The organism is Actibacterium pelagium (genome assembly GCF_002285415.1).
Taxonomy (GTDB): Bacteria; Pseudomonadota; Alphaproteobacteria; order Rhodobacterales; family Rhodobacteraceae; genus Actibacterium_B; species Actibacterium_B pelagium.
Map to the genome: position 1 here is coordinate 157,506 of NZ_NSBU01000007.1, position 23,962 is coordinate 181,467.

Genomic DNA, 23,962 nt, shown 5'->3' on the forward strand with positions numbered 1-23,962 from the left:
CGCGGGGCTAGTTCCAGCAGCTGACCAGAACCGCCATATCCGCGGCCTGAACCGTCAGGTCTTCGGGTGCGATCGGGTCGGTCCTGTCGCTGATCCGGGCCGAGACACCATTGGCCTGCAGGAAGCTGGCCATGGGCGAGACAGACGCAGCAAAGCTGACGTCTTCGGGCAATTGCCGCGCGCCGTCCGCGCGAGGCAGCAGCATGCCGATCACTGCACCAGCCGCGTCAAACACCGGCCCCCCAGCATCACCGGGCAGGGCGGAAAGCGCCAGACGGGCACGGTCGGTTTCGCCTTGCAGGCCCTTCACATCCGCCAAGGTGCCATAGGTCAGCGCAGGCAGCGCCAGAAGCCCACCATAGGAATATCCCGCCACGGCAATTTCCGACTGCAGACGCGGCGCGGTTTCACGGAAACCAGCGATCTCGATCGGCGACAGGTCGGTGGTCGGGCGCAGAAGGCTTAGACCAAGCGCCGTGTCCTGCGCGACGATTTCCGCCTCTTGCTCGTCCCCTATGGTGACGCGGGTGCATTGGTCCAAAGCGCTGGTCAGCACCGCGCCTTTGCCATCGACGAAGAAACCGGTGAACGAGGCCTCGGGGCGGCGAATTTCAAGTCCGGCAAACAGGTCGATAGACTGGTCTTCACGACCCGCTGTATCGGGCAGGACAGAGCCTTTGATCGGCGCAAAGCTGGCCTGCATCATCTGGGCCGCACGTTCCATCAGGCGACGATCTTCGGGGCGCCATGTCAGGGTGAAGCCTTTGACCTCGTCATCAGAGGTCTGAACATAGGTGTAGCTTTCGATCTGGTCGTTGCGGCCAGTGATGGTGAAGTTGCGACGATTGCGTTCGCGGGGACCTTCCAGCGGGATGATCTCTAGCGTCTGCATCAGGTCGTACAGGCCGGACATGGTGACCTCGTCCCCGGTCTGGCTGATCAACATGGCGGTCACACCACTGTCGTTCTTGGCCTTATAGCGGCTGAACGGGCTTAGCGGGGTGTCGCCCTCGATCAATCCCATCGGCATGTCCAAGGCGATCCCGGCGGCGATGTCCTGCACGTTGACCATGCCAAGTTTGCCGATGGCCGCGCGATAGTCGCCGATCAGCTTGGTGCGCTGGGCAGTGGTCAGGATACCCGTCGGCTCGGCGTTGATCCGTGCTTGGTATTCCCCCATCGCGCGGCGGGTGCCCGGCCCAAAGGCCGCATCCAGCGCACCGGAATAGACGCCTTCCCATTTCATCGCTTCCTGAATGGCGATCTTCTCTTCGCGGGTCAAAAGCGCCTCGGACCGGCGCGCCTCACGCGGGGTTTCGTCGATCAGGGTGGCGACCGGGGCCTGCGGGGTGGGGGCGGGCTGTGCCACGGGGCGGGATTGTTGGCCTTGGGGCCAGTACTGCTCACCCAATCCGGCATCTTCAGCGATATAGCTGTCCTCTGGGATGCGGCCCTGCGAACGCAACTGATCCAAACGCGCCTCGGCGCCGGGGCGCGTGTAGGGACCAAGCACGATGGCATACCACCCCGTTCCCAATCGGAACCCGGCGATATCGGGCAGGGAAGAGCCATAGACCCGCGCGCGCGCCTGCGCCTCTTGCAGGGTCGGATGCGCCTCTATCTGGACCCAGTTAGAGGTCTGTGCAGCGGAAATCGTGGTGGAAAGGCCCAAAATCAAAGTGGCGAGCGCGAGAAGTTTTTTCATTGTCAGCCCGAATAAGCAGAATAAATCAGATTCTTATTAGATGTATCTATAGTGGGCTGGATTTGCACGTTTCTATTCGGCAAAAGCACCATGTCCGGCGCAGTGCGCCCACAATGCCACAATCTTCATGCGGGGGCTTTCATGGCGAACGGAAAACTCGATCCCAAGGACTGGCCGTCCTTCCGCGATGCCGCGCATAAAATGCTGGATGATGCGCTGGACAAGATGGAAACGGCCGAGACCGCCCGTGTCTGGACCGCCCCTACGCCAGAGCTGATCGACGCGATGAGCCAGCCCCTACCAGAGGCAGGCCAAGAGATTGCGGCGATAGGGGAGCAGCTGACCGATCTCTTGCCGTTCGGGCCGGGCAATACCCACCCGCGGTTCTGGGGGTGGGTGCATGGCAGCGGCACGCCTGCCGGGCTTTTGCCTGCCATCGCCATGGCAGCAATGAACGCCAACTTGGGTGGCCGCGATACCGGCGCGATCCATGTCGAGAAACAGGTTTTGGACTGGTCCAAGGCCATGATGGGCTTTCCGCAGGACGCGAGCGGTCTGCTGGTGTCAGGCACGTCGATGGCGACGGTGATTGCCATGAAGACTGCGCGCGACGCCATGCTGGGGGTCAAGACGCGCAAGACAGGTCTGGGGTCGCATTCATTGGTGGCCTATACCTCGGCCCAGACCCACAGCTGCGTGGCGCGGGCTTTTGATATCATCGGGCTGGGCGCAGACACATTGCGGCTGGTGCCCTGTACTGACGATTACACAATCGACCTTGGCGCCCTGCGCAAGATGATCGCCGATGATCTGGCCGCCGGCCGCTCCCCCTTTGCGCTGATCGGGACCGCTGGTGCCGTGAACGTCGGGGCGATCGATGATCTGGATGCGCTTGCTGACATCGCTCGCGCGCATGACATGTGGTACCACGTCGACGCCGCTATAGGTGGCGCCGCTATGCTAAGTGACGGTCTGCGCCCACGCTTCAAAGGGTTGGAACGCGCGGATTCCGTCGCCTTTGATTTCCACAAGTGGCTGCAGGTTAATTACGACGCTGGTTGCGTTCTGATCCGCGATGCCGATGCCCATTACGCCAGCTTCAACGAACGTCCCGCCTATTTGGCACAATCCGCCCGAGGCTTATCCGGCGGTGACTTCTGGCCCGTCGACTATGGCCCCGAACTGTCCCGCGACTTCCGCGCCTTGAAGGTCTGGGCGCATCTTTCACATTTCGGCACCAAGGCATTGGGCGCGGCGGTCGACGACAACCACCGCCAAGCAAAGCTTCTGGGGCAACTGGTGGATGAAGCGCCGGGACTTCAACTTATGGCCCCTGTCGCCCTAAACATCGTCTGCTTCCGTGCGACGGGGCAGGGCGATCTGGATAAGCTGAACAACGAAATCGTCTGGGAAATGCAGGAAAGCGGCTTTGCCGTACCCTCGACCACGGTCCTGAACGGCCAGACTGCGATCCGCATCAACCTGACCAACCACCGCACCCGCGACCGGGACCTGCGGGCGCTGGTGGTGATGGTGCAGGAACTGGCTGAAAAGCTGACGGCGGCATAGGATTTCCCGCCAAATTTCCTAAGATTTCAGGCCCGTATTTCGGGGGCTTGGGCGGAAGCGACCGCACCGACGCCCCTTCAGCATACTTGAAACCGGTTGACGAGTGCGGCGGTCACGACTGTTTTGGATGATCTCACAACTCTGTCAGATCCGCCAAAAACGATGCAAATCGTCCCTAAAACATGCTTCAATCAAGCAAGGTAAGACCTCTCGACGCGCGCTTAAGAAGTCTTCGCGCGTTGCGAATGCAGTTCCTTAAGCGCAAAGCCGTTCCGATGCCCAAGACATTCAAAATGAGAACGCACATACTGGCCGTGACACTGGCCACTGCGGGTACTGCGCCGCTTGCCGACACGGTCCCGGAGCCACGGTTCCCGCCAGACAGGACAGATCTGCGGTTTTACTTCGCATGTAACGCCTTGGCCGAAACCCGTCTTCCCAGTTTCGGCGAAGCCTCGACCTGCGGAATGATCTTCGAGCGCCTCAAACTGTCCCTTGTGTCCCAGATGTCATTTGAGGATTTCAATCAGCTGCCATTGCGCGAAAGAAACAAGCTCAGCCTTCGGGGATACCGGGCTTTACACCTCTGGATGGACGAGCACCAAAAAGTCGTTGAGCTTCTGAAGGACGAGGTGACCGCCGATCAGATACCGACGGTCGAGTAAAATCAGGGGTCCAAAGTCAATTCACCTGCGTAGCAGGCCCCGCAATTGATTGACCCTTCCGTCCCGCTTGCCTATTCAGTCGCAGACGAAACCAGCAGGTGGAACCATGGCCGCGCCGCAAGACAAACCCCGCTCTTTTCAAGAGATCATCCTGAGGCTTCAAAACTATTGGGCTTCCAAGGGCTGCGCCGTGTTGCAACCCTACGATATGGAGGTGGGCGCAGGGACCTTCCACCCGGCAACCACGTTGCGCGCGCTGGGCTCGAAATCCTGGGCCGCCGCCTATGTGCAGCCCTCGCGTCGCCCGACCGACGGGCGCTATGGCGAGAACCCGAACCGCCTGCAGCACTATTACCAATATCAGGTTCTGATCAAACCCAGCCCGCCCGATCTTCAGGCGCTCTATCTGGGCTCGCTCGAAGCCATCGGCATCGACATGGACCTGCACGATATCCGTTTTGTCGAGGACGACTGGGAAAGCCCAACCCTTGGCGCTTGGGGCCTTGGCTGGGAAGTCTGGTGCGACGGCATGGAAGTGTCGCAGTTCACCTATTTCCAACAGGTCGGTGGCCACGACTGCAAACCCGTTTCGGGCGAGCTGACCTACGGCTTGGAACGTCTGGCAATGTACGTTCTTGGCGTCGATCACGTGATGGACATGCCGTACAATTCTCCGGAAGCGCCGATCCAGCTAAGCTATGGCGATGTGTTCCGCCAGACAGAGGCAGAGTACTCGCGCCATAACTTCGATGCCGCCAGCACCGAGATGCTGTTTCGCCACTTCGAAGATGCGGAAGCCGAGTGCGAAGAGATCCTGTCCCATCCGGCAGAGGACCCCAAGACCGGCAAGACCATCATCATGGCGCACCCTGCCTATGACCAGTGCATCAAAGCCTCGCACCTGTTCAACCTGCTGGACGCGCGCGGCGTGATTTCTGTCACCGAACGCCAGGCCTACATCGGCCGCGTCCGCGCGCTTGCCAAGAAATGCGCCGACGCCTTCGTTCAGACGGAGGCTGGCGGATGGCAGGCCTAACTTGGGGCAAATTCATGGTTGGATCTGTCGTCGTTGCAGCCATCGCCGCTGGTGTCGGGGTCTGGTACACGCAGGAAAGAGCTTTCTATGCGCCGGTAGCGGTTGAAGACGCTAAGGTCGAGATCACCTCGATCACTTCGGGTAAGCCCGAGGTGATCCTGACCGAGAACCTGACCGCCATCGATTCCGAAAGCTCGCCAATCCGCTATCGTGCCTGTTTCACCACGCCGACGTCCTTGGCGCTGTTGACCGAAACCTACGAGGTCTTCGATCGCGCTGTGCCGCTGGTCGCGCCCGACACGTTCGACTGTTTCAACGCCGCCGCTATTGGCGAGGCGCTGGAAAGCGAAGAGGCCATCGCCTTCATGGGTGAAAAACACATCGAATATGGCATTGACCGCATTGTCGCCGTCTACCCAGACGGCCGCGGCTTTGTCTGGAACCAAGTCAATTCCTGCGGCAAGTCGGCATTCTCCGGCAACCCGCTGCCCCTTGGCTGCCCGCTACCGCCGGAGAAAAACTGATGCCCGATCTGCTGATTGAACTGTTTTCCGAGGAAATCCCCGCCCGTATGCAGGCGAAGGCTGCCGAGGATCTGAAGAAACGCGTGACCGACGGTCTGGTCGACGCGGGTCTGACCTATGCCCATGCCGGGGCCTATTCGACCCCGCGCCGTCTGGCGTTGCAGGTCGAAGGTCTGCTGGCCGAAAGCCCGAACACCCGTGAAGAACGCAAAGGCCCCAAGGTTGGCGCGCCTGAAAAGGCGATTGAGGGCTTCCTGCGGTCGACCGGCTTGACCATGGACGATCTGGAAATCCGTGATGACAAGAAGGGCCAGGTCTATTTCGCCGTGATCGAAAAAACCGGTCGCCCCGCGGCCGAGATCGTGGCCCATGTCCTGTCGGACGTGATCCGCAACTTCCCGTGGCCGAAATCCATGCGTTGGGGCTCTGGTTCCTTGCGTTGGGTGCGCCCGCTGCACTCGATCCTGTGCATCCTGTCGGATGAAGAGGGCTCGCAGGTCGTTCCGATGGAAATCGACGGGATTGCTGCCGGCAACACGACCGAGGGGCACCGTTTCATGTCCACGGGCAGCATCGCTGTCACCGGGTTTGACGACTATGCCGCCAAGCTGAAGCGCGCCAATGTCATCTTGGATGCCGAGGAACGCGCCGAGGCGATCTGGCACGACGCCACCAACATGGCTTTTGCGGCCGGTTTGGAAGTGGTCGACGACAAAGGGCTGCTGGCCGAAGTTGCCGGTTTGGTCGAATGGCCCGTCGTCCTGATGGGAGAGATCGCAGAGGACTTTCTTGGTCTACCGCCCGAGGTTCTGCAGACCTCAATGAAAGAACACCAAAAGTTCTTCTCGGTCCGCGACCCGAAGTCGGGCAAGATCGTGCGCTTCATCACCGTGGCGAACCGCGAAACCGCCGATAATGGCGCCACCATTCTGGCGGGGAACCAGAAAGTTCTGTTCGCCCGCCTGTCGGACGCCAAGTTCTTCTGGGAAAACGATCTGCGTGTTGCCAAGTCTGACCTGTCGCGGTGGACTGACAAGCTGTCGAACGTGACTTTCCACAACAAACTGGGCAGCCAGAAAGCACGGATCGAACGGATTGCGGCGCTGGCGGTCAAGCTGGCTTCGGTCGTGGGTGCGGATGCTGATCTGGTCGCAAAAGCCGCCGAAGTGGCCAAAGCAGACCTGTCGTCCGAAATGATCTATGAATTCCCGGAACTGCAGGGCCTGATGGGCCGCTACTATGCTGAGGCTGCGGGCCTGCCGCGCGAAGTTGCGGCAGCGTGCGAAGAGCATTACTCGCCGCTTGGCCCGTCTGACGATGTACCGACCGCCCCAGTCTCTGTTGCGGTGGCGCTGGCGGACAAGCTGGACACGCTGACGGGGTTCTGGGCGATTGATGAAAAGCCGACCGGCTCGAAAGACCCGTTCGCGCTGCGTCGTGCAGCCTTGGGTGTGATCCGTCTGGTCCTGACCAATGATCTGCGCCTGAATCTGGACCACTTCTTTGACGCGCAGCTTCTGCGCCACGAGATCGAAGTGACCGATTCAGAAGAAACAGAGTTGCTGAACGAAATGCTGACAGAAGTGGCCCAGCACGGTGTCTTTGGGTCGGCTGTTCGCGCCATCATCGAACGACTGGACGGCGATGCCCCGGAATGGATCGCGAAGCTGAAAGATCACGAACCGGATGTCGCCGAAAACCTGCTGAGCTTCTTCCACGACCGTCTGAAGGTCTATCTGCGGGATCAAGGCGTGCGCCATGATGTGATCGACGCCTGCCTCGCGATGCCGGGCAGTGACGATCTGACTTTGCTGGTGAAGCGCGCGACCGCCTTGTCGGACTTCCTGAAGACAGACGATGGCGAGAACCTGTTGCAGGGCTTCAAACGCGCGAACAACATCCTAAGCCAGGCCGAAGAAAAAGACGGTGTGTCCTATGAATTCGGCGCGGATCCGAAATTTGCCGAAGACGCCACAGAGAAGGCCCTTTTCGAGGCTCTTGAAACCGCCAAGGGTGCGATCTCTTCGGCCATCGAGGCCGAAGATTTCGCCGCCGCCATGGGCGGCATGGCCGCGTTGCGGGGGCCGATCGATGCGTTTTTCGAGTCTGTGCAGGTGAACACCGACAACGAGATTGTGCGTCGCAATCGTCTGAATATGCTGCATACGATCCGCGAAACCTGTTCTCAGGTGGCAGATTTGTCGCGCGTTGAAGGTTAAAATCACCCTGTTTTGGCGCAGGTTCCCGAATTGCCCGCAGGGCAGGGGGACCTGCCCGAAGTGACGCCTTGTGCAACTGCAGAAACTGGTTATCTTTGACCCCCGGAATAATGGGGGCAATCTATGCTTCGCGAAATGGCCGAGTTTCATGAGATAACGCAAACTGCACCGATCACGGTGGCAGAGCACGGGGGGCGCGCAAAGTGCCTGCAGCGCCTTGTGCGGTTGGATTTGCCGGTTCCGCAGACCGTTGCGATCTCTTTTGACACGGTGCATCAGATTGCGGCCGGACACCGTTTGGATACCGATGCCCTTTTGGCGGTATTTGGCGAGGCGCCCTTGGTGTCTGTGCGGCCAAGCTCGGAAGACCCGGATTGGGGTGGACCCGGTGCGATCCTGAATATCGGGATGAATGACGACCGCCACGCCGAACTGGTCAAGACGCAGGGGCAGGATGTTGCGGATCGACTGTATCGCCGCTTTGTCCAAACCTTTGCCATCCACGTCGCCCGGCTGGACCCGGATATGTTCGACGGCCAAAAGCCATTGGCCGAGGTTCTTGACGCCTACGAAGATGAAACGGACGAGGCTTTTCCGCAGGACCCGGGTTATCAGCTGCACATGGTGCTGCGTTCCATGGCGCGCGCTTGGGAAGGCACGACCGCCCGCCTGCTGCGGCAGGCCAAAGGCGCGCCAGCAGATGCCGGGCTTGGCCTGATCGTGCAGCGCATGGCCTTTGGTATCGGGGCAGAGGAAAGCGGATCGGGCGTGATCCAGTTTGTGGACCCCACCACCGGGCTGCCGCAGATCACCGGCCGATATATGAGCCAGAGCCAAGGCCGCGATGCGCTGGCCGGGGACGGGGGCGTGTTGTACCTGACCCGCGATCCGCGAGGGCCCTCGCTGGAAGAGCAATGCGATACGGCATTCAAGGAACTGATCGAGGCCGGAAAAGTCTGCCGCACCAAGCTGCGGGAAGAGATGCAGATCGAATTCACGATCGAAGCCGGTCACCTGCACATTCTGGACGCGGTCCGCGTTCAACGCTCGTCCCGGGCCAGTGTCCGGATCGCAGTGGAACTGGCGCGTGAGGGCGTGATCTCGAAAGAAGAAGCGCTGCTTCGGATCGAACCGCGCGCTTTGTCCGAGTTGATGCACAGTCAGGTTGATCCGCGCGGCAAGCGCGATCGCTTTGCCCGGGGCATCGCGGCCAGCCCGGGTGCTGCCAGCGGCAAGCTTGTGTTCAGTTCGGCCGCCGCACAGGCCAGTGCTGCCCGCGATGAGGCCTGCGTTCTGGTACGTCAGGAAACCCAGCCCGAAGACATTCGTGGCATGCATGCCGCCAACGCCGTTCTGACGGTTCGTGGCGGGGTTACCAGCCACGCCGCCGTTATCGCACGTGGTCTTGGCCTGCCGTGCGTGGTGGGGGCCTCGGACATCACCCTACGCTCGCGCGATGGCGTTCTGGTCACTGCGGATGGGCGAACCCTGAACGAAGGTGATCTGGTGACCATCGACGGCGGTACCGGCGAAGCGCTGATGGGCGAGGTCGAGATGCTTCCGCCCGCCGTGGATGACTGCTTTTCGGCTTTGCTAAGCTGGGCCGAAGAACTGGGCGGCATGAAAGTGCGCGCCAATGCCGATACGCCGGATGACGCGCGTACAGCCCGCCGGTTTGGTGCCGACGGGATCGGCCTTTGCCGGACCGAGCATATGTTCTTCGAGGGCGACCGCCTGACCGTGATGCGTGAAACCATCTTTGCCGATGAAGAAACCGACCGCCGGGCCGCGCTGGATCAGCTGCTGCCGATGCAGCGCGAGGACTTCGTGCGCCTGTTCCAGATCATGGAAGGCCTGCCGGTCTGTATTCGCCTGTTTGACCCGCCGCTTCACGAATTCATGCCCCGCGACCGCAGCGGCATCCGTGCCATGGCCGAGGCGTTGGACCTGCCGATCTCGCAGGTGACCCGCCGGATCGAGGCGCTATCCGAATTCAACCCTATGCTGGGGATGCGCGGCGTGCGCCTTGGCGTGCTGTTCCCTGAAATCTACGAGATGCAGGCCCGCGCGATTTTTGAAGCCACGATCGAGGCTGGCGAGCGCGGTCGTCTGGTCGAGCCGGAAATCATGATCCCCCTGGTCTCGGCAATGCGCGAGGTCGAGCTGGTCAAGAACAGCGTCGACGCCATCGCCGTGGCGGTTCACAACCAGACCGGGGCAGAGTTCAAATACAAGCTGGGCGTCATGGTGGAAACGCCGCGCGCTGCGCTGCGGGCAGGCGATATTGCCAGCCATGCGGCTTTCCTAAGCTTCGGGACCAACGACCTGACGCAGATGACCTATGGGCTTAGTCGGGATGACGCCGGGCGCTTTATGGGGGCCTATGTCCAGCAGGGCGTTTACCCAGAGGATCCGTTCCACACGCTGGATTTGGATGGAGTTGGCGAACTATTGCTGATTGGTGTTCAGCGCGCTCGAGAGGCGCAAAAAGACGTTGTGATTTCCATCTGCGGAGAGCACGGCGGCAACCCCGAATCAATCGCGTTTTGCCAAGACGCTGGCGTTGATTACGTGTCCTGTTCGCCATTTCGTGTGCCCATAGCGCGTCTTGCGATCGCTCATGCGGTGTTGCGCAAGGCGCATGGCGCCGCCGCCTGAAAATCCGCTTCCGGAAAATAGGGCTTTGAAAAATATAGGAAAAATTTACCTTCCGGGTCCGAAAAGTCCTAAATCTTTAGCAAGCGTCCCGTTTTTTGCATAGCTGCGTTGCATCAGACGACCTACCCGAACCCGTCATAGGGGGCTATGTCGCCTGACGGTTTGCTGAGAATTAAGGCAATTTGGGGGCTAACCAATGATGAAACGCACTCTTAAAGGGGCAGCGATCGCTGCGCTTGCGCTTACTTTGGGGTCGACGACGTCGGCGGATGTGACTGTATCGCAGTCCAACGATCCGGCTGTGTCTGTTTCCTCTCACATGACAGCTCTGCTTGGAGCCGAACGGATGGGGCTTGATAAGGTCAACACCCGTCGCCTGAACAAGCTGGTTTCGCTGCCCAAAGTCGAATTCGACGAAAACCGTGTCACCTATACCCGTGATTGGATTGACGCCCGTCCCAAGGTCAAAGGCGGCGAACAGTGGGCCTGCCTTGCAGAGGCGCTGTATTTCGAAGCCCGCGGTGAAAGCGTCAAAGGCCAGTTCGCCGTGGCAGAGGTTATCCTGAACCGCGTCGATTCCAACCGCTACCCTGACACTGTCTGTGGTGTGGTTAATCAAGGCACGGGTCGCAAGCACCAGTGCCAGTTCAGCTATACCTGTGACGGCATCGCCGAAAACATCGCTGAACCAGCGGCCTACGCCCGCGTTGGCAAAGTCGCCAAGCTGATGATCGACGGGGTAGAGCGTAAACTGACCGGTGGCGCGACTCACTATCACACCAAAGCAGTGAACCCGCGTTGGGCACGCGTCTTCCCGCGCACTGCTACGATTGGTGTCCACCACTTCTACCGCGAGAAGACCCGCACAGCGCAACGCTGATAGCGGCGGTATACTCTGTTGGCTGTTGTAGAATGGCGCAATTTCCCTATGGTGCCCCTCTACTTTGGTTGATGGACGCAAACTATGACTGACGAAATCCGCCTGGCCTTTGCCCATCCCGACGCCCGTGCTCAGGCGTCGACGGACAGCGTGACGCCCCCCGATCGGATTTCCCTGCGTGATTACGAGGTCGAAGTCGAAATCGGCGCCTTTCAGTCGGAACGCGGCGCCACCCAACGTGTGCGGTTCAACATCGTGGTCGAAGTTCGCCCGGCCCCCGAGCCCCTGAACGACGATGTTGACCGGATCCTGTCCTATGACACGATCACGGATGCCATTCACTCTGAACTGTCTTCCGAACGCCTGAACCTTCTGGAAACGCTGTCAGAGCGGATCGCGGATTACATCCTGACCGAACCGCTGGCATTGCGTGTGTTCGTGCGGATCGAAAAGCTTGATCGTGGCCCCGGTGCCCTTGGCGTGGAAATCGTCCGCCAGCGCGAGGCCGAAAAGCCGCGTCTGGTCGATGAAGACCCGCATCACTGGGTTGCCCCCGCCGTAGTCTTTCTGACCAACGAAGGGATTGCCCATCCCGACCTGCCCAAATGGCTGGACCGGCTTGAGGCGCGCGAAGTCCCAGTGATCCTTGCGGTTGGACCGGCTGATCAGCCTGCGCCGCAGGCGGGGCACATGATGGCACAGCGCCGGATCGACCTGCTTGCCATCGAACAGAATGCTTGGGTTCTGGCGGGCCAGGACGACCGCTGTGTGGTGACGCAGACCCGAACCGAACTCGACTGGGCCACGAAACATGGTCAGATGGTCGTCTGGGCCCCGTCCAAGATGGTGCTGGACGCCGTTGATGGCCCCTCGGCCCAACCCCGCGATACGCAAGACTTGATGGAGTGGTTTGCAGGGCAGGTCCATGCCGAGGAATTGGTGGTCATCGGGGCAGAGGCCCCGGCGACATCTGCACTACCAGTGCGCGCGGTCTCGCTTAAGGACGCCGCGCAAACGCTCTGATCTCTTGGCAAATCCCGCCAGATCGCCAATAACAACCGCATGAGCGTCTACTACCGCCCCCTTGTTCAATCCGACCCGTTCCGCCCGGACAACGCCTTGCCCTTGGCTGGCGGTCGTTCGTGGTTCACGCATGTCGAAATTCTGGAACGTGGCCGCCCGTCTGAACGGATAGAGGCCGTAGAGCTGCCCGACGATGCCCACGCCGCCCTGACCGAACCGCGAGAGCCTATCGCCGGGCTGTCCATGGATCGGGCCCGGATCATGGCGGTGATGAATGTCACGCCCGACAGTTTCTCGGACGGTGGTATGCTGTCGGCCCCCGGTGCCGCCAAGGACCGTGCCAACCAGCTGATAGAGGCGGGCGCCGATATTCTGGACATCGGTGGGGAATCCACCCGTCCCGGTGCTGACACCGTTCCTGTCCCGCTTGAAATTACCCGCGTTGTCCCGCTGATCACCACCTTGCGCCTGACGGGCGTGACGGTGCCGATCTCGGTCGATACCCGCAAAAGCCTTGTCGCTCAGCCCGCGCTGGCGGCGGGGGCCAATATCATCAATGACGTGGCCGGGCTGACCTATGACCCGCTGCTTGCAGGGGTGGTCGCGCTGAACAACGCGCCCGTCTGCCTGATGCATGCGCAGGGCGACCCCAAGACGATGCAGGACGCGCCCAGCTATGACAATGTGCTGCTGGACGTCTATGACTTCCTTGCGGACCGGATCCAAGCTGCGGAAACCGCCGGGATCCCACGATCCCGCATCATGATCGACCCCGGCATCGGTTTCGGCAAAACGCTAAAGCATAATCTGACGCTGCTACAGGGTATCAGCCTGTTCCACGGGCTTGGCTGCCCGATCCTTCTGGGCGTGTCGCGCAAACGTATGATCGGCGAGATCGGAAAAGAGCCAGACGCGCTGAAACGCGCTCCCGGCTCGATCGCCATCGCGCTCGAGGCCGCGCGGCAGGGCGTTCAAATCCTTCGAGTACACGACGTAAAAGAGACCCGGCAGGCGCTAAGCCTGTCCGAGGCGGTATGGGGCTAATCACATGACACAGAAACTATTCGGCACCGACGGCGTGCGCGGTCGCGCCAATACCGCCCCGATGACCGCTGAAATGGCCCTGCGCATTGGTGCGGCGGCGGGTCGCTACTTTCGCCGGGACGGCTCTACCGCGCACCGCGTGGTCATTGGCAAGGACACACGCCTGTCGGGCTATATGTTCGAGAACGCGCTGACCGCCGGATTTACCTCTACGGGCATGAACGTGCTGCTGCTTGGCCCCGTGCCAACACCGGCCGTAGGCATGCTGACGACTTCTATGCGCGCCGATGTCGGTGTGATGATTTCAGCCAGCCACAACCCGCACCACGACAATGGGATCAAGTTCTTCGGCCCCGACGGGTTCAAACTGTCCGATGAGGCCCAGACCGAGATCGAGCGCCTGATCTTCGAGGGTGTCGAGCCCGCGAATGCCGTTAACATCGGTCGCGCCACGCGGATCGACGATGGTCGCTTCCGCTATAACGAGCGGGTCAAGGCCACGCTACCGGCTGGCATGAAGCTGGACGGGCTGAAGGTGGTCATCGACTGCGCCAATGGCGCGGCCTATCGCACAGCGCCCGAGGTCCTGTGGGAACTGGGGGCAGAGGTTATCCCTGTCGGCATCTCTCCGAACGGGCTTAACATCAATGACAAATGCGGTTCGACCCAACCGCAGATCGCCTCGGAAACCGTTATCGCGCATGGGGCCGATGTTGGCATCTGCCTCGACGGCGACGCCGACCGCCTGATCATCATTGATGAAAAGGGCCAAGTCGCGGACGGGGACCAGATCATGGCGCTATTCGCCACCCGTTGGGCCGAGCAGGGCTTGCTGAAGAACGATACTTTGGTCGCGACGGTCATGTCCAACCTTGGGTTGGAGCGGTTTCTGCACGCAAAAGGCCTGAAGCTAGAGCGCACCCCCGTAGGCGACCGTTACGTCGTCGAGGCGATGCGCAAGGGCGGCTTCAATCTGGGCGGTGAACAGTCCGGCCATCTTGTCATGACCGACTACGCCACCACCGGCGACGGGTTGCTGGCCGGGTTGCAGTTCCTTGCGGCCCTGGTCGACACGGGCAAACCAGCCAGCGAACTGGCCAACAGCTTTGAAACCGTGCCCCAGCTTCTGAAGAACGTGCGCTATCAGGCGGGGCAGGCCCCCTTGGACAACGCAGAGGTTCAGGCCACCATCGCACAGGCAGAGACGCAACTGTCCGGCAAGGGTCGCCTGCTGATACGCAAATCCGGAACAGAACCCCTGATCCGGGTCATGGCGGAATGCGAAGACGATGTGCTGCTGAACGACGTGGTGGATGGGATCGTCGCCAAGGTCGAATCTGTGGTCTCTTGACCGTAAACCGTCAGTTCTATGCTTAATTTGATACGTTGATTGCAAATCGGTCTAATTGTTTCTGTTTTGCGGCGTAATCTGACACTTTTCCGCCGTAAATTGGACGCATTTCATCCTGTCGGGTACCCTTCCTCCTTTGGGCGGTCCTAGGTCTGCCAGAAAGGGGTGAGCCATGTGTATTAGCATTGAAGCCTTGGTTTTGTTTTTAAGTTTTCTGCCACAAGACCGCATTTTGATCGCGGAAGATCGCGTCATCGTAAACGCCGATATCGGTCGCGTTGTTTATGAGCCCACAGGCGACCTGTGGTGCGCCGAACGCCCGCGTTCCGAAGAAATGCTGGAGGTGGTGTTCGAATAATCCGCTTCGGAATTAAGCCCCGAAGAACAGGCGTTTCAACGCGCCCCACTGGCTAAGTGCGACCCCCGCCAGAATCAGGACCAGCGCGTAAAGCAGGCTGGGCGGAAGGGGCTCGCTTAGGATAAGCGCGCCAAACAGCACGGACCACAAAGGGACCTGATAATTGGTCAGGCTCATGAAAACGGGCCCTGCGGATCTGATCACCAGCACCCGAAGGATATTCGCGCCCGCCGTCGGGACAAGGCCCAGAAAAATAAGCGCGATCAACGACTTGGACGGTGGTATCGTGGGCGGCCCTTCGACGATGAACGCCGCGGGCAGGACGATGACAGCGCCAATCAGGAAGAACACAGTTGCCAGCCCAATAGAGTCCACAGGCGGCAACCGGCGCATCATGACAGAGCTGATCGCATAGCCCGTTGCCGCGCACAGACAGGCGATCCGGCCCGGGGTCTCTAACGACGCACCAGAGCTTTCGAAGGCCTGCGCGCCAATCAGGATCACAACGCCAACAAACCCCGTCAGAAAGCCAAGAGCGCGGCGCAGTGTCATCCGCTCACCGGGAACAAAGAAATGCGCCAGCGGTAGGACAAGCAAAGCCACCGCCGCCATCGACACGCCTGCAAAGCCCGAGGTGACGAATTGCTGCCCCCAGCTTAGCAACATGAAGGGTATGGCAGAGCTCAGCGCACCGATCACCACGACCGAAGGCCAGTCCCGCACCTCTGTCTTGAACAGCTTGAACCCCTGAGCGCCCCAGATCGCGGTCATCAAAAGCGCCGCGAAACTGATCCGCCCGGCGGCCAGCCAAAACGGTGTCATGCCTTCAAGGGCAATTTCGATCACCATAAAGGTGGCCCCCCAGGTGATGCCAAGGGTGGCGACCATCAGCCAGCTTTTTCCGGTGATTTGGGGTTGAGTCATTGGGGCCTCCAGCCCCCGCAAAAGACCCCGGCTTAACACCGGGGTCAATCACGATTTAACCGCGCAACTTGTGGTGCAGGATGATCGGGACAACAAGGTCCTCTTCATCCGCCAAGTGCCGGGCCAGAAACCGTTCAATCTCGGTCGCGGTTTCGTGCAGCGTCCCGGCTTCGTCGCGGGCCTGTGCCTCGTCCAGATGGATCAACTGGATCACGCGGTTGGACTGTCGCGTGAAACGATCCAGCACCTCATCCAAGGTGTCGTGATCGGTTTCCAGCAGGTCCAGCCCGTCCACAAATCGCGCATCCGCGCCTGCCAATTCCGGAAAGAACTTGCGGTCTTCCCAGGTGTGGTGCCCATGTAGGTTGCGTACCAGAAGGTTGCCGAACTCCGACAGCCGCACGGCATAGTCCTCGGGCGCGCGGCCCTTGGTCAGGTACAGCTCTGTCTCTCCGGTTGCGATCTCGCCAAGTTGGCGAAACATGTGGTGGGCGCCCATCCAGTTGCGGATAGAGCGGGCGAAGTTCGGGTGATCCGGCCAGGCATCGCGCGGATAATCCCGAAGCAGAACCTGCATCTCGGGCGGCAGGCCCTGTCTGACATCAATTGTGTGGGTCATGCCCGGCAAATAAGGATGCGTTATAGTGTAACAAGTACGCCTGCGCGCACCATTGCCCTGCGCCGCCGCAGATCAGCCCATCTTGGCGACCAGATCCGCAATCTGCCCCGCCGTATCGCGCAGGGTCGCGTCAGATAGGTCGGACAGGTCCAAACGGGTCTCGGGCGCCGGGTTTCGCCGGCTGGTCCGCGCATAGCGGGGGTCATAGTGGTGCAGCATTAACTCTTGCGACAGTTCTTGCCACTCAGTCTTTTGCGCCAGCTCCACCCAACCCGCGATCCGGTCTTTGGGGTGCAGGTCTGAGAGGCTCTGGATCAGCGCAACAACACCGTCGGTATTGGGCAATGTGTCGGTATAGGTGCGGGTCAGATAGGTCGCGCGAGCCTCGACCGGCGCGGCAACCTCGATCCGAGGGGCCTTCATCATGGCGTGCCAAATCGCGGGGGGCAGGCGGATGTCGCCCACCTTGTTGGATTCCGCTTCGACCACCACGGGACGAACGGGGTCCATCGCCGCCATCTGCGCCGCAAGCGCGCTTTCAAATCCTTTCTGCGCGGGCTGACCCTCTGGCATCGCGCCAAAGATCGACCCGCGATGGTTCGCCAGCCCCTCAAGGTCCAGCACCTGCGTGCCTTGGCGTTTCAACTCGGCCAAGATCGCGGTCTTCGCGGTGCCGGTATCACCCGCCAGAACCACAACCGGAAAAGGGCAGGGCGCGTCATACATTGCCTGCTGCACCAAGCGCCGATAGGCGCGGTACCCGTCCTCGACCACCTCGGCCTGCCAGCCGATCTGCCGCAGGATTACCGCGAACGACCCCGACCGCTGACCACCCCGCCAGCAATAGACCAGCGGGCGATAGCCCTTGGGCTTGTCGGCCAGCAGCGTCTCTAGGTGCCGCGCCGCGTTCCGCGCCACGACCGCCGCGCCTTTCTTGCGCGCCGTGAAGGGGCTGTCCTGCACGTAAATCGTGCCAATCTCGGCCCGTTCTTCATTGCTCATCACTGGCATCGACACTGCGCCGGGCAGGTGATCCTCGGCAAATTCCGCCGGGGAACGGACGTCGATGATCTCATCAAACGGAAGGTCGGGCAGGTCTGCAAGCGGGGGTAATGGGAAGCTCATACCCATCTTGATAGAGGCTTTCCGGGCGCGCGAAAAGCACGCAAATTCAACAGATTCGGACTGCTTTGCCGCCCTGCAGCGACAGGAAGGATTTTCTGCCGTTTCGGTTTGTCCCACCTGTTTGGACGGTTGTTTTTCCCTAAACTGCCGGTTTGGGGAAAATTTCTCCTAATCCCGCGGGGAGGGGTGGATCGTTCTTATCTATCACCCCCTCCTGCCCAAAACCGGGAAAATATCCTATCTCTAGCGGGTAACCCGGAACCCCAGAAAGGTGATCCCATGCCCCGCAAATTTACTCCGAAGGTCGTGACTGCAAATGCCCTGATCGAGGGTGATGTCATCTGGCTGACCGCCAATGACCAGTGGACGCGCTGCATGGACGACGCCGAGTTGATCGAAGACGAAGCCCACGCACAACTGCGCCTGCTGGTCGCTGAAGGTCAGCTGGACAAGGTCGTTGGCCCCTATCTGGCGGACGCCGTGTCAGGCGACGCAGGTCCGGCCCCCACCCACTTCCGGGAAGAGTTCCGCACCCGCGGTCCGTCCAACTATTTCCACGGCAAACAGGCAGAGGCAGTCTGATGTACAAGTACAATGATTTCGACGAAGCCTTCATCCGCGAACGCACCCGCCAATTCCGCGCGCAGGTCGAACGTCGCATCAGCGGCGCCCTGACCGAGGACGAATTCCGCCCGCTGCGCCTGATGAACGGGCTTTACCTGCAGCTGCACGCCTACATGCTGCGCGTCGCCATTCCCTATGGCACGCTGGACAGCACCAAGATGAACCAGTTGGCCTTCATCGCGGACAAGTTCGACAAGGGCTATGGCCACTTCACGACCCGTCAGAACATCCAGTACAACTGGCCGAAACTGACCGATGTGCCGGATATGCTGGACGCGTTGGCCGATGTGGAAATGCACGCCAACCAGACCTCGGGCAACACGATCCGCAACGTGACCTCGGACCATTTCGCCGGGGCCACCCCGGATGAAATCGAAGACCCGCGCCCGGTGGCCGAACTGCTGCGCCAGTGGTCGACCGACCACCCCGAATTCCAGTTCCTTGGCCGCAAGTTCAAGATCGCCGTCGGCGCATCAGAGCACGACCGCGCGGTTCTGAAATCGCACGACGTGGCGGTTCAGATCGTTAAGAACGACGCGGGCGAGGTCGGATACAAGATCTTCGTTGGTGGCGGCCTTGGCCGGACCCCGATCGTGGGTCAGGTTCTGTATGACTTCATCCCGCGCCAAGACCTGCTGCCGCGTGTTGAATCGATCCTCAGCGTCTACAACCTGCTGGGTCGCCGCGACAACAAATACAAAGCCCGGATCAAGATCACCGTTCTGGAAAACGGTCTGGATGAATTCCGCGAGCTGGCCGAGAAGGAATATGCCCGCATCCGCCCGACGTTCCATGGCGCGGATCTGGAATTGCTAGAGGACATCCGCCAGTACTTCCAGCAGCCCGACTATCTGGACGCCTCGACCAACGCGTTTGATGTCGCCTATGACGCCGACCCTGTGTTCCGGTCCTGGGCCGACACCAATCTGGCGCCGCACAAGAACCCCGATTACGCCATCGCCACGATCTCGATCAAGGCGCACGGCCAGACGCCGGGTGACGCGACCTCTGACCAGATGCGCGTGATGGCCGATATCGCGAAAGAGTTCGGCCATGACGAACTTCGCATCAGCCACGAGCAGAACGTCATTCTTCCGCATGTTCACAAGTCGCATCTGCCCGCCGTCTTTGCCCGCCTGCAGCAGGCTGGTCTGGCCACGGCAAACGTTGGCCTGATCTCGGACATCATCGCTTGCCCGGGCATGGACTATTGCGCGCTGGCCACGGCCCGCTCAATCCCTGTTGCCCAACAGATCGCGACCCGTTTCGACGAGCTGAAGCTCGAGCATGAAATCGGTCAGCTGAAGATCAAGATCTCGGGCTGCATCAACGCCTGTGGCCACCACCACGTGGGTCACATCGGTATCCTTGGCCTCGACCGGGCAGGGGTGGAAAACTACCAGATCACCCTTGGCGGTGACGGGTCGGAAACCACCACCATCGGCGAACGCGCAGGCCCCGGCTTTGCCTATGACGAGATCGTCCCGGCAATCGAACGTCTGATCTATGCCTACCTTGATCTGCGTGAGGACGAGGAAGAGACCTTCCTGCAGGCCTACCGCCGTGTTGGATTGAGCCCGTTCAAAGCGGCGCTCTACCCGGAGGCTAAAGAGAAACATGCCGCTTGAGGCCCCTCTTGAACCCGTCGCAGAGCGGGTCGCGCACCTGAACCAACGATACAAGCACCACGCCGCGAAGGACGTGCTTAGCCGCGCGCTGACCGATCCGCAGGTCGGCCGTATCGCGATGGTGTCGTCTTTCGGGGCAGAATCGGTTGTGCTGCTGCACCTGTTGTCGTTGTTCGACAAGACCGCGCCGGTTCTGTTCATCGACACCCAGATGCTCTTTCAGGAAACCTTGGATTATCAGGTCTCGGTCTCTGAGAAGCTGGGCCTGACCAACGTAAAGGTCGTTCGCGCCTCTCAGGCAGAAGTGTCTCAGGGCGACCCTGACGGCACCCTGCACAAGGCGTCGACCGACGCCTGCTGTGATCTGCGCAAGGTCCAGCCGATGGAAAACGCGCTGAAAGACTATGATGCCTGGATCACCGGTCGCAAACGGTTCCAGTCGGGCACCCGCGCCGCGCTTGATTTCTTTGAAAACGAAGGCGATACCCGCATCAAGGTCAACCCGCTGGCCCATTGGACGCCGGACGACGTTCAGGACTACATCATCAACAACCGTCTTCCCCGTCACCCGCTGGTGGCGCAAGGATACCCCTCTATCGGCTGCGCGCCGTGCACCAGCAAGGTCAAACCGGGTGAAGATCCCCGTGCAGGCCGTTGGCGCAACGAGGAAAAAGAGGAATGCGGAATTCACTTCATCAACGGCAAAATGGTCCGCGGACCGCTGCCGAAAGGAGACGCGGCATGAGCGTGATCGTAACCGATACCGGCTTTGAAGCCGACGACTGGATCCATGATTTCGTGACCTTCGATCATCTGGCAGCCAACCGCGATAGCGCGGTTGTGTCGGTCGATCTGGCCTCGGACACCAACCCCGCCGAGCTGCCCCAGCTGGTCGATGGCGTGGACATGGTCCGCATCGACTTCCCGTCCTTCGCCGATGGCCGGGGCTTCACACTGGCCCGCCGCCTGCGCCTGCTTGGTTTTCAGGGCCGCCTGCGCGCCAAGGGCCACGTGATTTCAGAGCAATACACAATGGCCCGCCGCTCTGGTTTCGACGAGGTCGAAATCTCGGACGACTTGGCCCAACGCCAACCGTGGGAGCTGTGGCAAACTCGCGCGAATTGGCAGGAAAACGACTATCAGGCTCGCGTTCGCGGAAACGCCTGATAAAAGAAGGTTCATGACGATGAAAGATTCCAACGCAGCCAAGCCCACTGCGGCGCAACCTGTCCTGCCTGACGCTCAGACCGTCACGGCCGTGAAACACTGGACCGACAGCCTGTTCTCGTTCCGTGTGACGCGCCCGCAGACCCTGCGCTTCCGCTCGGGTGAATTCGTGATGATCGGCCTGATGGGCGATCCCGATCCGAAAACCGGCCGCCAGAAACCGCTTCTGCGCGCCTATTCCATCGCCTCGCCGTCATGGGACGACGAGCTCGAGTTCTACTCGATCAAGGTGCAGGACGGTCCGCTGACCTCGAAACTGCAGCACATCCAGCCCGGCGAACAGATCATCCTGCGGCCCAAGCCCGTTGGCACGCTGGTCCTTGACGCGCTGCTGCCCGGCAAGCGCCTGTGGATGCTGGCCACCGGCACCGGCATCGCGCCCTTCGCCTCGCTGATGCGCGACCCCGAGACCTATGAAAGCTATGATGAGATCATCATGATGCACACCTGCCGTGACGCGGCAGAGCTGGACTATGGCCGCGAGCTGATCGAAGGCCTGCGCGAAGACGAGCTGATGAAGGAATTGCTGGGCGAGGGCGCGCTGGACAAGCTGCGCTATTACCCCACCACCACGCGGGAAGAAACCGCGAACATGGGCCGCATCACCGACAACCTGTCCTCAGGCAAAGTGTTCGAAGACCTCGGCCTGCCCAAGATGGACCCAGAGCACGACCGCGCCATGGTCTGCGGCTCGCTGGCGTTCAACAAGGACATCATGGCGATCCTCGACGGTTTTGGCCTCAAAGAGGGCGCCAACTCGGACCCAGCCCAATACGTGGTCGAAAAAGCCTTCGTCGGCTAATCGACCAATCTCTGGGAGGAGACCCACACCCCCGCCCAGGCGGGGGTGTTTTTGTTTGCACCCAAAACACGAACCACCCGTAGGATGGGTGTTCACACCCATCAATCCACCCAATGATGGGTGAAATCACCCATCCTACACCTCCCCACGGAACGGGCGACCAGACCCAGGCGCTTTTGCGACCTTGCGGCCCTCTTTCTTGACACCAAAACCTCTAGTTGGCGTTGAATCTGCGATAACTTAGGGGTTGAAAAGTAGCCTTCGTAAGGCTTTATCCTATGAAATTCCGCTAATAATTCTGCTGATAGTCCGTTGGGACACCCCGAACTTATTCGCAATTTCGGTTTGGGTGTTTCCACTTTTGTAAAGCTTTGCGATTTGTGACTTTTCCCCGTCAGAGAGCGCGGGCTGTCCCTTATTCTGAAGGCTGTCCTTGCTGTTTTGCCGACGAGAACCCCATTCGAGATTTTCGACTCGATTGTCTTCTGGATCGTCGTTTAAGTGTCTCGCCACGTACTCAAAGTTGGGTCTGTTCCCCTTGAATGTCCTCAATACTAGGTCATGTACAAAGGGCTTTTCTCGCCTCTCCGGATTGTCTCGAAGCTCAACTCTCTGGTACCCGTTATTCTTTTCCGTCCACGGTTTTAAGAAGCCATTCTTCTTTTTCTTGCTGTAGATTCGTCCACCTTTGTCGATTGCATAGTTTTCATATCCAGGAATTCGAAAGAACCCTTCCGGAGCAAAGTTCGCTTGTTGCGGTGTTTCTAATTCTTTCTCCACCACCGCCCGCGTCGCCTTGATCGTGGCCAGCGCCGTGGCAACCAGAACCTCTCCGCCTTCGGCCTGTGCGAAGACGTCGGCGCGGGAATGGGCGACGCTGCGCCCGGACCGCAGCACGGTACCGATGGCGCGCAGTTGAGGCCCCTCGGCGGGGGCAAGGAAGTTGATCTTGAACTCGACGGTCAGCGGCTGGCGGCCGTCCTCCATCATCGTATAGGCGGCAAAGGCGGCGGCATCATCGGCCAGCGTGGCAATCGCGCCCCCGTGGAAAAACCCGTGCTGCTGCGTCACCGCGTCAGAGTTCGGCAGGAAGATTTCGACCGTGCCTTCGTCCACGTTCCCAATTTCTTGCCCAAGGCACGGATCATTCCCTGACCCGCAAAACTCTTGGCGACGGCTGCCTGAATGGTGGTGTCCACGGTGCTCTCCCTTCACGTTTCGGCAAGTGTTGCCCGCTGGCGTTGGGATTTGCAATCGGCGCTGCTAGCGCTGTTTAGTCTTTTGCACCGAATGTCTTCAGCTTCTCATCCAATCCACCCTTGGTGTTGCGGTGCGGATAGGGCACGTCCGGCACGGGGACCCCAAGGTGCTTGCACAGGGGCGCCCAGCCATCACCGAGCTTGTGCACCAGTAGTCTCTCGGGCGGGATGGTTGCCTGCACAGCCGCATAATAATCCTTCAACACCCCAATCGCGTTTTCCTTGGTATGGGCAAGACCCCGCATAACCTTGGGCACAATCAGCGTGTTCAACAAAGAGTCCGGGTCATGGGGCAACTTGTCCGCCGCTGCCCGTAGCGCCTCGTAGCTCGGCCACCAGCTTTCAGGGTCGCGCCAGTTCATGATAACGGGGGCGTCCGGGTAGGCCTTTGACAGTTCCTGCCAGTAGTGCGCCGAGGGCAAATCGGTGCAAGAGGCATAGCCCTCGAACAACTCTTCCCAACTATGATCGGCCCCCTTCACGAAGGCGCGCCAGCGATCCATCTGAACAGGATTGCTCATAACCTCGAACATGTGGTGGCAGGGGCCAAAGCCCAGAATCTCCAGCGCTTCACGCATGGAATCTGTGCCTGTGCGGGCGAAGCCAGCGCCGATGACTTTCAGGGGCATTTCGCGTCTCTCCGGATGGGTTCCGCAAGTATGCACAGGCCCCGCCGAAGCCCAACGGATTTCTTTCTGACGGGTCGCATTTCGTCAGAGAAA

At 60.3% G+C, this 23,962-nt stretch carries 22 protein-coding genes; 16 read left to right on the forward strand and 6 right to left on the reverse strand.

Translation table 11 applies throughout. The annotated features are described in order from the left end of the window. Positions 1–7: 7 nt before the first annotated feature. Entirely contained in the window at positions 8–1,705 is a 1,698-nt protein-coding gene (locus tag CLM58_RS09700) for a serine protease (protein WP_095595744.1), read from the reverse strand. 141 nt (positions 1,706–1,846) lie between these two features. On the opposite strand from CLM58_RS09700, the gene CLM58_RS09705 reads away from it, so the two are divergent. The 11 genes from CLM58_RS09705 to CLM58_RS09755 all read left to right on the forward strand — a co-directional run bounded on the left by CLM58_RS09705 (position 1,847) and on the right by CLM58_RS09755 (position 15,032). Continuing rightward, entirely contained in the window at positions 1,847–3,274 is a 1,428-nt protein-coding gene (locus tag CLM58_RS09705; RefSeq protein ID WP_095597045.1) for a pyridoxal phosphate-dependent decarboxylase family protein, read from the forward strand. Positions 3,275–3,567: 293 nt separating this feature from the next. Continuing rightward, a complete protein-coding gene (locus tag CLM58_RS09710; RefSeq protein WP_143226553.1) occupies positions 3,568–3,939 on the forward strand; it encodes a hypothetical protein in 372 nt (123 codons plus the stop codon). A gap of 106 nt (positions 3,940–4,045) precedes the next feature. Further along, positions 4,046–4,975 carry a glycine--tRNA ligase subunit alpha gene (locus tag CLM58_RS09715; RefSeq protein ID WP_095595746.1) on the forward strand — a complete coding sequence of 310 codons (930 nt, stop codon included), beginning with the start codon at positions 4,046–4,048 and terminating at the stop codon, positions 4,973–4,975. After that, the gene (locus tag CLM58_RS09720) at positions 4,963–5,499 is read left to right on the forward strand and encodes a DUF6446 family protein (protein WP_095595747.1); all 537 of its coding nucleotides are present in this window, start codon (positions 4,963–4,965) and stop codon (positions 5,497–5,499) included. Before CLM58_RS09715 ends, CLM58_RS09720 begins: the two co-directional genes overlap by 13 nt. Beyond that, the gene (glyS, locus tag CLM58_RS09725) at positions 5,499–7,718 is read left to right on the forward strand and encodes a glycine--tRNA ligase subunit beta (protein WP_095595748.1); all 2,220 of its coding nucleotides are present in this window, start codon (positions 5,499–5,501) and stop codon (positions 7,716–7,718) included. The genes CLM58_RS09720 and glyS overlap by 1 nt, the downstream gene beginning before the upstream one ends. 123 nt (positions 7,719–7,841) lie before the next feature. Then, positions 7,842–10,376: a putative PEP-binding protein gene (locus tag CLM58_RS09730; protein WP_095595749.1), complete on the forward strand. Its 2,535-nt coding sequence runs from the start codon at positions 7,842–7,844 to the stop codon at positions 10,374–10,376. Between the two features lie 199 nt (positions 10,377–10,575). After that, positions 10,576–11,256 (forward strand): cell wall hydrolase, encoded by a 681-nt coding sequence (locus CLM58_RS09735; protein ID WP_095597046.1) that lies wholly within the window; start codon positions 10,576–10,578, stop codon positions 11,254–11,256. Positions 11,257–11,340: 84 nt separating this feature from the next. Continuing rightward, entirely contained in the window at positions 11,341–12,279 is a 939-nt protein-coding gene (locus CLM58_RS09740) for a dihydroneopterin aldolase (RefSeq protein ID WP_095595750.1), read from the forward strand. A gap of 39 nt (positions 12,280–12,318) precedes the next feature. Further along, positions 12,319–13,323, forward strand: a complete 1,005-nt coding sequence (gene folP, locus CLM58_RS09745) for a dihydropteroate synthase (protein WP_095595751.1) — start codon at positions 12,319–12,321, stop codon at positions 13,321–13,323. Between the two features lie 4 nt (positions 13,324–13,327). Then, on the forward strand, positions 13,328–14,674 hold the full coding sequence (gene glmM, locus CLM58_RS09750; RefSeq protein WP_095595752.1) for a phosphoglucosamine mutase: 1,347 nt from the start codon (positions 13,328–13,330) through the stop codon (positions 14,672–14,674). 172 nt (positions 14,675–14,846) lie between these two features. Next, on the forward strand, positions 14,847–15,032 hold the full coding sequence (locus CLM58_RS09755; protein ID WP_095595753.1) for a hypothetical protein: 186 nt from the start codon (positions 14,847–14,849) through the stop codon (positions 15,030–15,032). Between the two features lie 12 nt (positions 15,033–15,044). Here the strand turns inward: CLM58_RS09755 and CLM58_RS09760 are convergent, their stop codons facing one another. The 3 genes from CLM58_RS09760 to mnmH all read right to left on the reverse strand — a co-directional run bounded on the left by CLM58_RS09760 (position 15,045) and on the right by mnmH (position 17,700). Further along, positions 15,045–15,956, reverse strand: coding sequence for a DMT family transporter (locus tag CLM58_RS09760; protein ID WP_095595754.1), 912 nt, complete (start codon positions 15,954–15,956; stop codon positions 15,045–15,047). A gap of 55 nt (positions 15,957–16,011) precedes the next feature. After that, positions 16,012–16,575 carry a hemerythrin domain-containing protein gene (locus CLM58_RS09765; protein WP_095595755.1) on the reverse strand — a complete coding sequence of 188 codons (564 nt, stop codon included), beginning with the start codon at positions 16,573–16,575 and terminating at the stop codon, positions 16,012–16,014. A gap of 72 nt (positions 16,576–16,647) precedes the next feature. Then, positions 16,648–17,700: a tRNA 2-selenouridine(34) synthase MnmH gene (gene mnmH / locus CLM58_RS09770; RefSeq protein WP_095595756.1), complete on the reverse strand. Its 1,053-nt coding sequence runs from the start codon at positions 17,698–17,700 to the stop codon at positions 16,648–16,650. Between the two features lie 279 nt (positions 17,701–17,979). Here mnmH and CLM58_RS09775 point away from each other — a divergent pair, with 279 nt between their 5' ends. From CLM58_RS09775 to CLM58_RS09795, 5 genes are read left to right on the forward strand one after another with little or no spacing between them, the layout of a single operon-like run. Further along, positions 17,980–18,282, forward strand: coding sequence for a DUF2849 domain-containing protein (locus tag CLM58_RS09775; protein ID WP_095595757.1), 303 nt, complete (start codon positions 17,980–17,982; stop codon positions 18,280–18,282). Further along, positions 18,282–19,952 carry a nitrite/sulfite reductase gene (locus CLM58_RS09780; RefSeq protein ID WP_095595758.1) on the forward strand — a complete coding sequence of 557 codons (1,671 nt, stop codon included), beginning with the start codon at positions 18,282–18,284 and terminating at the stop codon, positions 19,950–19,952. Before CLM58_RS09775 ends, CLM58_RS09780 begins: the two co-directional genes overlap by 1 nt. Continuing rightward, positions 19,942–20,697, forward strand: coding sequence for a phosphoadenylyl-sulfate reductase (locus tag CLM58_RS09785; RefSeq protein WP_095595759.1), 756 nt, complete (start codon positions 19,942–19,944; stop codon positions 20,695–20,697). The genes CLM58_RS09780 and CLM58_RS09785 overlap by 11 nt, the downstream gene beginning before the upstream one ends. Further along, a complete protein-coding gene (locus CLM58_RS09790) occupies positions 20,694–21,119 on the forward strand; it encodes a DUF934 domain-containing protein (protein ID WP_095595760.1) in 426 nt (141 codons plus the stop codon). Before CLM58_RS09785 ends, CLM58_RS09790 begins: the two co-directional genes overlap by 4 nt. A 13-nt stretch (positions 21,120–21,132) precedes the next feature. Then, positions 21,133–21,981, forward strand: a complete 849-nt coding sequence (locus CLM58_RS09795) for a ferredoxin--NADP reductase (RefSeq protein WP_229666124.1) — start codon at positions 21,133–21,135, stop codon at positions 21,979–21,981. Positions 21,982–22,257: 276 nt separating this feature from the next. Here the strand turns inward: CLM58_RS09795 and CLM58_RS09800 are convergent, their stop codons facing one another. Next, on the reverse strand, positions 22,258–23,196 hold the full coding sequence (locus tag CLM58_RS09800; protein ID WP_269843643.1) for a hotdog fold thioesterase: 939 nt from the start codon (positions 23,194–23,196) through the stop codon (positions 22,258–22,260). A gap of 58 nt (positions 23,197–23,254) precedes the next feature. Next, positions 23,255–23,869, reverse strand: a complete 615-nt coding sequence (locus tag CLM58_RS09805) for a sulfotransferase family protein (RefSeq protein WP_095595762.1) — start codon at positions 23,867–23,869, stop codon at positions 23,255–23,257. Between the last annotated feature and the right edge of the window lie 93 nt (positions 23,870–23,962).